Below are 11,706 nucleotides of genomic sequence, written 5' to 3'. Positions count from 1 at the left end.
AAGCCCGCCCTGGCGATCTGAAAGATTGCCTATCGATATGGGTCCGCTACGCGGTCCAGCGGGAGCAAGCTCCCTCGCCACAGGGAAACGCGTCGCATAAGAGTAAGCACTCATGAATACTTCAACAACGACAGTCAAAGCCCCCATCGAAATAGCCCCGCCGGCCCGCAAGATCCGCCTGGCCAACCCCGGCTGGTTCCTGGTCAGCCCTTCGGTCGCCTTGTTGCTGCTGTGGATGATTGTGCCCCTGGGCATGACCGTCTACTTTTCGATGATCCGCTACAACCTGCTGTACCCCGGCGAAAACGAATTCGTCGGGCTGGAAAACTTCACCTATTTCCTGACCGACTCGGGCTTCATGCCCGGCGCCACCAATACCCTGTTGCTGGTGGGCAGCGTGCTGTTGATCAGTATCGTCCTCGGGGTGTTGATCAGCGCGTTGCTGGAGGCCAGCGAGTTTTTTGGGCGCGGCATCGTCCGCGTGCTGCTGATCTCGCCGTTCTTCATCATGCCCACGGTCGGTGCGCTGATTTGGAAAAATCTGATTTTCCATCCAGTCTCCGGGATCCTCGCTTCGGTGTGGAAGCTCTTCGGCGCCCAACCGGTGGATTGGCTGGCGCACTACCCGCTGCTGTCGATCATCATCATCGTCAGCTGGCAATGGCTGCCCTTCGCGATCCTGATCCTGATGACCGCCATGCAGTCCCTGGACCAGGAACAGAAAGAAGCTGCCCGCCTGGACGGCGCCGGCCCCATCGCGATTTTCTGGCACTTGACCCTACCACACCTAGCCCGCCCGATTGCCGTGGTGGTGATGATCGAAACCATTTTCCTGCTGTCGGTGTTCGCCGAGATCTTCACCACCACCAACGGTGGCCCTGGTTATGCCTCGACCAACCTTGCGTACCTGATCTACAACCAGGCACTGGTGCAGTTCGACGTCGGCATGGCGTCGGCCGGCGGGCTGATTGCCGTGGTCATCGCCAACATCGCAGCCATCATCCTGGTCCGGATGATCGGCAAAAACCTCACCGACAAGCACTGAGGCCGTCGCCATGACTCTTCAACAATCCCGTCGACTGCAAAGCCTGCTGTTGGGCACGCTGGCCTGGGCCATCGCGATCCTGATCTTTTTCCCGATTTTCTGGATGGTGCTGACCAGCTTCAAGACCGAAATCGACGCCTTCGCCACGCCGCCGCAGTTCATCTTCGCGCCGACGCTGGAGAACTACCTGCACATCAACGAGCGCAGCAACTACTTCAGCTTCGCCTGGAACTCGGTGGTGATCTCCTTCAGCGCCACTGCTCTTTGCCTGCTGATCGCGGTGCCGGCGGCCTACTCCATGGCGTTCTACGAAACCCAGCGCACCAAAGGCACGCTGCTGTGGATGCTTTCCACCAAGATGCTGCCGCCGGTGGGCGTACTGATGCCGATCTACCTGCTGGCCAAGCAATTTGGCCTGCTGGACACGCGCCTTGCGCTGATCATCATCTACACGCTGATCAACCTGCCGATCGTGGTCTGGATGATTTACACCTATTTCAAGGACATCCCTCGCGACATCCTCGAAGCCGCGCGGCTGGACGGCGCCACCTTGTGGCAGGAAATGGTTCGTGTGCTGCTGCCCATCGCCAAGGGCGGGTTGGCGTCTACCGTGCTGCTGTCGCTGATCCTGTGCTGGAACGAGGCGTTCTGGTCGCTGAACCTCACCTCGTCCAAAGCGGCGCCGCTGACTGCCTTGATCGCCTCTTACTCCAGCCCGGAAGGCCTGTTCTGGGCCAAATTGTCCGCCGTCTCGACCCTGGCCTGCGCGCCGATCCTGATCTTCGGCTGGATCAGCCAGAAACAATTGGTGCGCGGCTTGTCCTTCGGCGCGGTGAAATAACGCGCCTTACACAGTTATCAGAAGTGGAGGCCCATCATCATGGCCAACCTGAAAATCAAGAATCTGCAAAAAGGCTTCGAAGGTTTCTCCATCATCAAGGGCATCGACCTTGAAGTGAACGACCGCGAGTTCGTGGTGTTCGTCGGCCCGTCGGGCTGCGGCAAGTCCACGCTGCTGCGGTTGATCGCCGGCCTTGAAGAAGTCAGCGACGGCACCATCGAACTGGACGGCCGCGACATCACTGAAGTCAGCCCGGCCAAGCGCGACCTGGCGATGGTGTTCCAGACCTACGCCCTTTACCCGCACATGAGCGTGCGCAAGAACATGTCCTTCGCCCTGGACTTGGCCGGCGTGCCCAAGGCCGACGTCGAGAAGAAAGTCAACGAAGCGGCGCGCATCCTCGAACTGGGGCCGATGTTGGAGCGCAAGCCCAAGCAACTGTCCGGTGGACAGCGCCAGCGCGTGGCGATCGGCCGGGCCATCGTGCGCAATCCGAAGATTTTTCTGTTCGACGAACCTCTGTCCAACCTCGACGCCGCCCTGCGGGTGCAGATGCGTTTGGAATTGGCGCGTCTGCACAAGGAACTGCAAGCGACGATGATCTACGTGACCCACGACCAGGTCGAAGCCATGACTCTGGCCGACAAGGTCGTCGTGCTCAACAGCGGGCGCGTCGAGCAGGTGGGCTCGCCTCTGGAGCTGTACCATCAGCCGGCGAACCTGTTCGTCGCCGGCTTCCTCGGAACGCCGAAGATGGGCTTCCTCAAGGGCAAGGTCACCGGCCTGGACGACCAGGGTTGTGAAGTGCTGCTGGACGCCGGCACTCGCATCAGCCTGCCGCGAATTGGCTCGAACTTGAGCATCGGCGGCGCGGTAACCCTGGGGATTCGCCCGGAGCACCTTAACCTGGCCCAGCCGGGCGATTGCACGCTGCGGGTGACCGCCGATGTCAGCGAGCGCCTGGGCAGCGACACCTTCTGTCACGTCATCACCGCTTCCGGCGAAGCCCTGACCATGCGCGTGCGCGGTGACCTGGCGAGCCGATTCGGCGAGCAACTGGACCTGCACCTGGACGCCGAACACTGCCACTTATTCGATGCCGAGGGCGTAGCGGTTTCCCGCGCGCTACGCGTTGCCGCCTGATTGCCGAGATTTTGAGATGAAACTCAACCGACAGAACCTGCACAACCTCAACGCAGAGGTCGTCCTGCCCGCTTATAACCTGGACGACCGGCGCCAAGGCATCGCCCACATCGGTGTCGGTGGCTTCCACCGTGCGCACCAGGCGTATTACACCGATGCATTGATGAACACCGGCGAAGGCCTCGACTGGGCCATTTGCGGCGTAGGCCTGCGCCCCGAAGATCGCCGCGCCCGGGACGACCTGGCCGGCCAGGATTTCCTGTTCACCCTCTATGAACTGGGCGACACCGACGACACCGAAGTCCGGGTGATCGGTGCCATCACCGACATGCTGCTGGCCGAAGACAGCGCCCAGGCATTGATCGACAAGCTGGCCGACCCGCAGATCCGCATCGTCTCGCTGACCATCACCGAAGGTGGCTACTGCATCGACGACAGCAACGGCGAGTTCATGGCCCACCTGCCGCAGATCCAGCACGACCTGGCCCACCCCGACGCGCCGAAGACCGTGTTTGGATTTCTGTGCGCCGCGCTGGCCAAGCGCCGCGCCGAGGGGACGCCGGCGTTTACCTTGATGTCTTGCGATAACCTGCCCCACAACGGCGCGGTGACGCGCAAGGCGCTGCTGGCCTTCGCCGCGCTGCGTGACCCGGCGCTGGGGCAATGGATTGACCGCAACGTGAGTTTCCCCAACGCCATGGTGGACCGCATCACCCCGATGACCAGTGGCGCCCACCGCTTGCAGTTGCATGACGAGCATGGCATCGATGACGCTTGGCCGGTGGTATGCGAGCCGTTCGTGCAGTGGGTATTGGAAGACAAGTTCGTCAACGGTCGCCCGGCCTGGGAGAATGTCGGCGTGCAATTTACCGACGACGTTTCGCCTTACGAAGAAATGAAGATCAAGCTGCTCAACGGCAGCCATCTCGCCCTGACCTACCTGGGTTTCCTCAAGGGTTATCGCTTCGTCCACGAAACCATGAACGACCCGTTGTTCGTGCGCTACATCCGCGCCTACATGGACTTTGACGTCACGCCCCAACTGGCGCCCGTACCCGGCATCGATCTGACGCTGTACAAGGACACCCTGGTGGAGCGCTTCTCCAACCAGGCCATCGCCGACCAACTGGAACGGGTGTGTTCGGATGGCTCGTCGAAATTTCCGAAGTTCACCGTACCGACCCTCAATCGCCTGATTGCCGACGGCGGCGAGACCCGCCGCGCGGCGTTGGTGGTGGCGGCCTGGGCGGTGTATCTAAAGGGTGTGGACGAAAATGGCGCGGTCTATTCAATTCCCGACCCTCGCGCGGCTTTCTGCCAGGCGCTGGTGGCTGACGATGCCCTGGTGACCCAGCGAATGTTGGAAGTAGAAGAAATCTTCGGCACGGCTATACCTCGCTCACCTGAATTCGTGGCAGCCTTCGAATGGTGTTGCAACAGCTTGCGCGAGCATGGGGTAACGCGGACGCTTGAGCGAGTGCTGGCGGATCAAGACTAGGTACGGCCCGCCTTTCGTGGCGAGGGAGCTTGCTCCCTCGCCACAGGTTTTGTATGTCCCTGACGATAATCTGATGCTGATCCGAGGATTTCCATGGCAAATCAACAACTGTTCCTGGGCATCGACTGCGGCACCCAAGGCACCAAGGCGCTGATCCTCGACGCGGCCAGCGGCCAGGTACTCGGCCTGGGCGCCGCGGCTCACAGCATGATCAGCGGTGCCAACGGCCGCCGTGAACAAGAGCCCCAGCAGTGGCTCGACGCATTCACCCAGGCGACGCACCAGGCATTGGCCGCCGCCGGGGTCGATGGCCAGGCGATTCTCGGCATCGGCGTGTCCGGGCAGCAGCATGGCTTGGTGCTGCTGGATGACCAAGGCCAGGTCCTGCGCCCGGCCAAGCTTTGGTGCGACACCGAGACCACCCCGGAAAACGATCGGCTGCTGGCGCACCTGGGCGGTGAAAGCGGCAGCCTCGAACGCCTCGGCGTGGTGATCGCGCCGGGCTATACGGTATCCAAATTGCTCTGGACCCAAGAGCAGCACCCCCAGGTCTTCGAGCGCATCGCCAGCGTCCTGCTGCCCCACGACTTCCTCAACCACTGGCTCACCGGTCGCCATTGCAGCGAATATGGCGACGCCTCGGGTACGGGTTATTTCAACGTACGCACCCGTCAATGGGACGTGGCGCTGTTGCGGCATATCGACCCCAGCGGCCGGCTGCAATCGGCTTTGCCCGAATTGATCGAGGCTCACCACCCTGTCGGCAGGATCCTACCGGAGATCGCCGCGCACCTGGGGCTGAACCCCGAGGCGGTGGTGTCCAGCGGTGGCGGAGACAACATGATGGGCGCCATCGGCACCGGCAACATCCAGCCCGGCGTGATTACCATGAGCCTCGGGTCCTCCGGCACCGTGTACGCCTATGGAGCGGAGCCTACCGTCAGTCCGCAGCCATCGGTAGCGACCTTTTGTTCGTCCAGCGGCGGCTGGCTGCCGCTGATCTGCACCATGAACCTGACCAACGCCACCGGGGCCGTGCGCGAGCTGCTGGACCTGGACATCGACACCTTCAACACCCTGGTATCCCAGGCACCGATCGGCGCCGAGGGCGTCTGCATGCTGCCATTCCTCAACGGTGAACGTGTCCCCGCCCTACCCCACGCCACTGGCGCCCTGCTGGGCCTGACGACCACCAACCTGAGCCGGGCCAACCTGTGCCGCGCAGTGGTCGAAGGCACGACATTCGGCCTGCGCTACGGCCTGGACCTGTTGCGTGCCAATGGCCTCAAGGCCCAGAGCATCCGCCTGATCGGCGGCGGCTCGAAGAGCGCGGTCTGGCGGCAGATCGTCGCGGATATCATGGACACCACCGTCATCTGCACCGAGCAGAGCGAGGCGGCGGCCCTGGGCGGGGCAATCCAGGCTGCGTGGTGCCATGGCGGCGCGCAAGAATCCCTGGCCGATCTGTGCGAACGCTGCGTCACGCTCGACCCGGCCAGCGAAACCCGCCCCGTCACCGAGCATGTCGCGGCGTCGCAACACGCCTACGAACGTTACCGGCAACACGTCGCAACCCTTTGAGAGCAGGCAATTATGTATTTGGTGTGTGGTGAAGCGCTGTTTGATTTCTTCAGCGCAAATGAAGCAGGAACCCCGGCTTCCCAAGTGAATTACAAAGCGATTGCCGGCGGCTCGCCCTTCAACGTGGCGGTGGGGCTGCGGCGGTTGGGGGTCGAATCAGCGCTGTTTACCGGGCTTTCCGCCGACTATCTGGGTCGTCGTCTGCACCAAGTGCTGGTCGACGAAGGCGTCAGCACCCGGTTCGCCCACGACTTCGATGTGCCAACGACCTTGGCGATGGTAGCTGTCGGGGCCAACGGCTCGCCGCATTACAGCTTCCGTGGCGAAGGCTGCGCGGACCGCCAACTGAGCCTCGACCATCTGCCGACCCTGGGCCCGGAGGTGCGCGGTTTGCACGTCGGCTCGTTTTCCCTCGTGGTGCAACCCGTTGGCGATACATTGCTTGCGCTCGTGCAACGCGAGAGCGGCAAACGCCTGATCAGCCTGGACCCGAACGTGCGGCTCAACCCGCAACCGGATATCGAGCTCTGGCGTTCGCGAATAGCGACACTGGTACCGTACGCCGACCTGATCAAAGTCAGTGACGAGGACTTGAGCCTTCTTTATCCCGACCGCGATCCACAGGATGTCATCGCAGGTTGGCTGGAACACCGCTGCCAACTGGCGTTCCTGACCCGTGGGGGCCAGGGCGCGACGGTGTTCAGCCGTCAGCATGGGGTGTGGTCGCTCCCCGCTTGCCCGGTGCAAATTGCCGATACCGTGGGCGCAGGCGACACGTTCCAGGCGGCGTTGATCGCTTGGCTGACCGAACAGCGATTGGATGATGTGGAGGGTTTGCATTCGCTGGACGCTGGGCAAATCGGCAAGATGCTCGACTTCGCGATGCGCGCTGCTGCGTTGACCTGCGCCAAAACCGGACCGGATTTGCCGTACCGCCAGCAGCTTGATTAGAAAGGAATGACTCGACGCCGGGTTCGAACACATCGGACCCGGGCGTCAGGCTTGCTTAGGTTGGGCTGGGGCTAGCGCCCGTTCATTCGGTGCTGCTGATGAAAATAATTGCCTGAACCGTGACCGTGATCCAGTTCAGTACGCAGCTCGGCAATCAGATCATTGATCGCCCGGCAGCCCGTGAGCTTGGTGGCATCGATGTCGCTCTTGACCAGTGCTACGCGATCGGTTTGATGATCGTCGTAGATCTTGACGGTCATGGACAAGTCCGGTGACAAGGTGCATTGCGACCGCTTGGGCAGCAGGCTGCTTTCGATGATGTTTCGCATTTCGAGGGCAGATAAAAACATGGCAACTCTCTCCTGTTGAGCCAGCCAATTCATGTTCACGACGGCGGTATTTTCGTCCGTTTCTTCCCTGCGGACTGGACTGTGAATGCCGTGCCGTTCGTTCATTTTGGCGTTTTCTGGTGTTGGGGCCCGTAGATCGGGCTCCTGTATTTACCCGCAATTAATATGCCCATATTTGAATACTTCCAGACTGTTACAAATCAATGACTTAGCCAGTAACGCCCCTAGAAGGACCGTGCAAAATGCATGGCGAGGGCCTTTCTTCCATGCAAACTGCAATCAGTCAGTACGACTTGCCACGCTCAGAGTAGCCACTGTTTCGACTTCATGGCCGGGCGTCCGTCGGCTGATTTAAAAAAAGTTCGCCTGACGGTTCAACATCAAGCGATTTCCACGGCAGCACGTTCCGCCACGTGGCGCAAGCTGTCGAAGTTGATGTTGGCGCCAGAATCGATAGCAACGAACGTTTGCCCTTGCGCTCCGCTTTGCGCCACGTGTTGCTTGATTCCCGCTACCGCCAGTGCACCGGAGGGCTCGGTGATTGAACGTGTATCGTCATAAATATCTCTGATCGCCGAGCAGAGCTGGTCATTGGTCACGGTGATCACATCATCGACACAGAAGCGACAGATATCGAAACCGTGGGCGCCGATCTGCGCCACCGCCACACCATCGGCAAAAGTGCCCACGCTGGGGAGCGTCACCCGCGCACCCGCTGCCAGCGCGGCTTGAAGACAGGCGGAGTGTTCTGATTCAACGCCGATGATGCGGACTTCGGGGCGTAGATATTTGACGTACGCCGCCACCCCGGCGATCAGCCCTGCGCCGCCCACTGGAACGAAAATCGCGTCCAATCGGCCTGGGTGCTGGCGCAGGATCTCCATCGCAACGGTTCCCTGCCCGGCGATAACATCCGGATCGTCGAACGGCGAAACGAACTCCCGTCCGCTACGGCGAGCCAGTTCCAACGCGAACGCCAGGGCAAACGGGAAACTTTCACCGTGCAACAACGCCTCGGCGCCTCGGCTGCGTACACCCGCGACTTTCAACTGCGGCGTGGTCTGCGGCATCACAATGCAGGCCGAAATGCCCAGCTCCCGCGCCGCCAGCGCCACGCCCTGGGCATGATTGCCCGCCGAGGCGGTGATGACCCCACGGCTGCGCTGCTCCGGGGTCAGTTGCACCAACTTGTTGTAAGCACCGCGGATCTTGAAAGAAAAGGTCGGCTGCAGATCTTCACGCTTGAGCAGGATCTGATTGCCGAGGGCCTGGGATAGCGCGGGTGCCGCCTGCAACGGTGTGGCCACCGCCAGCTCGTAGACCGGGGCGGCAAGGATCCTTTTTACATACTGTTCCAGCAAATCCAGCTCGGCACTGGTCGGGGTCATGGCGGTCTCCTGGTTCTGAAGAAGCCCTGGAGACAGAAAGAAGAAACCCGCCTCTAGGGCGGGTTCGGTGCAGCCGTCAGCTAGCCCGCCAATCAGGAATGGCGGTAATAATGCTTGGCTGGCTGCGCAACACGGTGGAAGTCATGGCTGGAAATTAGCCGCGACGAAGCGGTAAGTCAACGGAAATCAAGTCGCTGCAATCTTGTGGCGAAGAGGTGAATCCCCTCGCCACAACTTTAGTTTCATCGCATCGCGATTACTTCAGTCCGACCTTGTACAACGCGCCGTCATCTTCGTCCGTCAATACGTAGAGGAAACCATCCGGGCCCTGGCGAACATCGCGGATGCGCTCCTTGAGCTCACCCAGCAAGCGCTCTTCATGAACGACCTTGTCACCTTCGAACTCCAGGCGAATCAGGTCCTTGGACACCAGCGCGCCGATAAACGCGTTGCGCTGCCAAGGCTTGAAACGATCGTTGTCGTAGAACGCCATGCCGCTGAGCCCCGGCGATACCTGCCAGACGTGGTGCGGCCCTACGGTGCCTTCGACAGTCTTGCCCTGGGCCTCGGGAATCGGCGCGCCGGAATAGTTGTCGCCATGGGTCGCCAACGGCCAGCCATAGTTCTTGCCTCGCTCGATGATGTTGATCTCGTCACCACCCTTGGGACCGTGCTCGTTTTCCCACAACGTGCCGTTCCAGGTGTTCAGCGCAGCGCCTTGGGGGTTACGAATGCCGTATGACCAGATCTCCGGGCGTACGTTTTTCTGGCCGACGAAGGGGTTGTCGTCAGGCACCTTGCCGTCGGGGTAGACCCGCACGATCTTGCCCTGCAGCTTGTCCAGGTCCTGGGCGGTGGCACGGTCGTTGTTCTCCCCAAGCGTAATGAAGAGATAGCCATCCCGGTCGAACACCAGGCGGGAACCGAAGTGGTTGCCAGTGGAGAGCTTGGGCTGCTGTCGGAAAATCACGTCGAAGCCGTCAAGGCTTTTCAAGTCCTTGGACAATTGCCCCCGGCCCACGGCAGTGCCGGCCTTGCCGTCCTCCCCGGCCTCGGCGTAGGACAGGTAGATCGTGCGGTCCTGCTTGAAGTCCGGAGACAGCACCACATCCAGCAAACCGCCCTGTCCCTTGGCCCAGACCTGCGGAACACCGTTCAGCGGTGCAGACAATCTTCCATCGGTGCTAACCCACCGCAGGTTGCCGGCGCGCTCCGTCACCAGCATGCCTTGCTGGTCAGGCAGGAACGCCACGGACCAAGGGTGCTCGAGCCCCCTGGCTACCGTCGTGACTTCGAGGGTGCCCTCCTCGCTCTTGAATGCCTGGACTTGCGCGGCGAAGACCGGCGTGGCGAAGACCACCATGGCGCTGGCAAACAGGGTGGCCCGGAATGTTTTACGCAACATGCACACTTCCTTCTGTGGTGACGTGGATCAGGATGGCGCCTCAGCGATTGCCGTTGTTCGTGTTCCTGGGGGGTGTCGGAGATTCGATCGTCGGCCGTGGCGAGCCGGCTGGCGAGCCAGCCCGAGGATAACCGTTGCCGATACCGCCATTTTCCAGGGTCGGGGGCCGCGGCACCGGCACCGTCGGGTTGCTGCGAATGGTTGGCACGTTGGGCTGGGTGCCCTGCATGCTGTTGGGGTTGGCCCGGCGGATCGGGCTGTTGTACGGATTGTTGTTGCCCGGCACGTTCTGCGCTAGCAACACGGGCCCGGTGACCGGGGTAACGGCCTGGGCCGTGGCGCTCATGAAAAGCGCTATCAAGGCGAGCACCCGCCTGTTCATGGAAACCTCCCTGCAACACGAGACGATACCGGCATATCGAAAGCACGCTACGCCGCAGGTTCGTTGTTGTTAAGCGAAATATCCCACTGAAGATGTAACGAGGCATCTCCGCCTGCGGCCTTCCATGGACGTCAACCGCAGCCAGCCGGCGCCCGGCGGAAACTTTTCCCAAGCCAGTGGGGTCACCAGAGAGACCACTCACCGGTAAGGAAAAATGCACCATGGCACGGGCAATCTGGAAAGGCGCAATCAGTTTCGGACTGGTCCACATTCCCGTGGCGCTGGTGTCGGCCACAGCGTCCCAAGGCGTGGATTTCGACTGGCTGGACAAACGCAGCATGGATCCGGTGGGGTACAAGCGTGTCAACAAGGTCACCGGCAAGGAAGTGACCAAGGATGACATCGTCAAAGGCGTGCAGTACCAGAAGGGTCAATACGTGCTGATCAGCGAAGAGGAAATTCGCGCAGCCCACCCCAAGTCCACCCAGACCATCGACATTTTCTCTTTTGTCGACAGCGAGAAGATCCCGCTACAGAACATCGACAAGCCGTATTTTCTGGCGCCGGACAAGCGCGGCGGCAAGGTCTATGCGCTGCTGCGCGAGACCCTGCTCAAGACCAACAAAGTCGCCCTGGCGAATGTGGTGCTGCATACCCGCCAGCACCTGGCGGCGCTCATGCCGCTGGAATCGGCCCTGGTGCTGGTGATGCTGCGCTGGCCTGCCGAAGTCCGCGAGCTCGATGTACTGGAACTGGGCGACGAAGTGACCAACCCCACGTTGGCGAAAGGCGAACTGGAGATGGCCAAACGCCTGGTGCAAGACATGAGTGGTGACTGGGAGCCCCAGGAGTACCGCGACAGTTTCCAGGAAAAAATCATGGAGCTGGTGGAGAAAAAGGCCACCGAAGGCCGGCTCGAAGCGGTGGAAACCGACCCTGGCGAAGAACAGCGCAAGACCGCCGACGTCATCGACCTTACCGAACTGCTCAAGCGCAGCCTTGGCGGCAAGGGCAAGGCCCCGGAAAAACCAGCCGAAAAGACTGCGGCAAAATCGACCAAGACGCGTAAATCCGCTCCAGCTAAAAAAGCCACCAAGGCCTCCCAGGGCTAAACCCCGGGCG

11 protein-coding genes are annotated in these 11,706 nt (G+C 61.3%); 7 read left to right on the top strand and 4 right to left on the bottom strand.

Annotated elements, in window-relative coordinates:
• Nucleotides 1-112 precede the first annotated feature (112 nt).
• The 6 genes from J3P92_RS12395 to J3P92_RS12370 all read left to right on the top strand — a co-directional run bounded on the left by J3P92_RS12395 (nt 113) and on the right by J3P92_RS12370 (nt 7,059).
• Complete coding sequence (locus J3P92_RS12395; protein WP_030142680.1) at nt 113-1,045, top strand: carbohydrate ABC transporter permease; 933 nt, start codon at nt 113-115, stop codon at nt 1,043-1,045.
• A gap of 10 nt (nt 1,046-1,055) precedes the next feature.
• Nucleotides 1,056-1,886, top strand: coding sequence for a carbohydrate ABC transporter permease (locus J3P92_RS12390; RefSeq protein WP_014338173.1), 831 nt, complete (start codon nt 1,056-1,058; stop codon nt 1,884-1,886).
• Nucleotides 1,887-1,925: 39 nt separating this feature from the next.
• Nucleotides 1,926-3,029 carry an ABC transporter ATP-binding protein gene (locus tag J3P92_RS12385; protein ID WP_434650977.1) on the top strand — a complete coding sequence of 368 codons (1,104 nt, stop codon included), beginning with the start codon at nt 1,926-1,928 and terminating at the stop codon, nt 3,027-3,029.
• A gap of 16 nt (nt 3,030-3,045) precedes the next feature.
• The gene (locus J3P92_RS12380) at nt 3,046-4,527 is read left to right on the top strand and encodes a mannitol dehydrogenase family protein (RefSeq protein ID WP_434650976.1); all 1,482 of its coding nucleotides are present in this window, start codon (nt 3,046-3,048) and stop codon (nt 4,525-4,527) included.
• 93 nt (nt 4,528-4,620) lie between these two features.
• Nucleotides 4,621-6,108 carry a xylulokinase gene (gene xylB / locus J3P92_RS12375; protein ID WP_434563924.1) on the top strand — a complete coding sequence of 496 codons (1,488 nt, stop codon included), beginning with the start codon at nt 4,621-4,623 and terminating at the stop codon, nt 6,106-6,108.
• A 12-nt stretch (nt 6,109-6,120) separates the two neighbouring features.
• On the top strand, nt 6,121-7,059 hold the full coding sequence (locus J3P92_RS12370; protein ID WP_434650973.1) for a carbohydrate kinase family protein: 939 nt from the start codon (nt 6,121-6,123) through the stop codon (nt 7,057-7,059).
• A gap of 71 nt (nt 7,060-7,130) precedes the next feature.
• On the opposite strand, the gene J3P92_RS12365 is transcribed toward J3P92_RS12370, so the two are convergent.
• The 4 genes from J3P92_RS12365 to J3P92_RS12350 form a co-directional block, all read right to left on the bottom strand.
• Nucleotides 7,131-7,409: a DUF1652 domain-containing protein gene (locus J3P92_RS12365; protein ID WP_434611574.1), complete on the bottom strand. Its 279-nt coding sequence runs from the start codon at nt 7,407-7,409 to the stop codon at nt 7,131-7,133.
• Nucleotides 7,410-7,789: 380 nt separating this feature from the next.
• The gene (gene ilvA / locus J3P92_RS12360; protein WP_434650971.1) at nt 7,790-8,797 is read right to left on the bottom strand and encodes a threonine ammonia-lyase, biosynthetic; all 1,008 of its coding nucleotides are present in this window, start codon (nt 8,795-8,797) and stop codon (nt 7,790-7,792) included.
• A 256-nt stretch (nt 8,798-9,053) separates the two neighbouring features.
• Nucleotides 9,054-10,202: a PQQ-dependent sugar dehydrogenase gene (locus J3P92_RS12355; RefSeq protein ID WP_434650969.1), complete on the bottom strand. Its 1,149-nt coding sequence runs from the start codon at nt 10,200-10,202 to the stop codon at nt 9,054-9,056.
• Between the two features lie 40 nt (nt 10,203-10,242).
• Nucleotides 10,243-10,584 carry a hypothetical protein gene (locus tag J3P92_RS12350; RefSeq protein WP_420766856.1) on the bottom strand — a complete coding sequence of 114 codons (342 nt, stop codon included), beginning with the start codon at nt 10,582-10,584 and terminating at the stop codon, nt 10,243-10,245.
• 221 nt (nt 10,585-10,805) lie between these two features.
• On the opposite strand from J3P92_RS12350, the gene J3P92_RS12345 reads away from it, so the two are divergent.
• Nucleotides 10,806-11,696 (top strand): Ku protein, encoded by an 891-nt coding sequence (locus J3P92_RS12345; protein ID WP_420766855.1) that lies wholly within the window; start codon nt 10,806-10,808, stop codon nt 11,694-11,696.
• The last annotated feature ends 10 nt before the right edge of the window (nt 11,697-11,706 follow it).

The sequence above is a fragment of the Pseudomonas sp. D3-27 genome (genome assembly GCF_051132165.1).
In the GTDB taxonomy this organism is placed as follows: domain Bacteria; phylum Pseudomonadota; class Gammaproteobacteria; order Pseudomonadales; family Pseudomonadaceae; genus Aquipseudomonas.
This window is presented reverse-complemented; position numbering and strand designations above follow the sequence as displayed.

Excerpts from the sequence above, each read along its gene's own strand:
- J3P92_RS12345 (WP_420766855.1), top strand. The coding sequence starts at position 10,806 with ATGGCACGGGCAATCTGGAAAGGCGCAATCAGTTTCGGACTGGTCCAC.
- J3P92_RS12385 (WP_434650977.1), top strand. The coding sequence starts at position 1,926 with ATGGCCAACCTGAAAATCAAGAATCTGCAAAAAGGCTTCGAAGGTTTC.
- ilvA (WP_434650971.1), bottom strand. The coding sequence starts at position 8,797 with ATGACCCCGACCAGTGCCGAGCTGGATTTGCTGGAACAGTATGTAAAA.
- J3P92_RS12390 (WP_014338173.1), top strand. The coding sequence starts at position 1,056 with ATGACTCTTCAACAATCCCGTCGACTGCAAAGCCTGCTGTTGGGCACG.
- J3P92_RS12395 (WP_030142680.1), top strand. The coding sequence starts at position 113 with ATGAATACTTCAACAACGACAGTCAAAGCCCCCATCGAAATAGCCCCG.
- J3P92_RS12355 (WP_434650969.1), bottom strand. The coding sequence starts at position 10,202 with ATGTTGCGTAAAACATTCCGGGCCACCCTGTTTGCCAGCGCCATGGTG.
- J3P92_RS12380 (WP_434650976.1), top strand. The coding sequence starts at position 3,046 with ATGAAACTCAACCGACAGAACCTGCACAACCTCAACGCAGAGGTCGTC.
- J3P92_RS12370 (WP_434650973.1), top strand. The coding sequence starts at position 6,121 with ATGTATTTGGTGTGTGGTGAAGCGCTGTTTGATTTCTTCAGCGCAAAT.
- J3P92_RS12365 (WP_434611574.1), bottom strand. The coding sequence starts at position 7,409 with ATGTTTTTATCTGCCCTCGAAATGCGAAACATCATCGAAAGCAGCCTG.
- xylB (WP_434563924.1), top strand. The coding sequence starts at position 4,621 with ATGGCAAATCAACAACTGTTCCTGGGCATCGACTGCGGCACCCAAGGC.
- J3P92_RS12350 (WP_420766856.1), bottom strand. The coding sequence starts at position 10,584 with ATGAACAGGCGGGTGCTCGCCTTGATAGCGCTTTTCATGAGCGCCACG.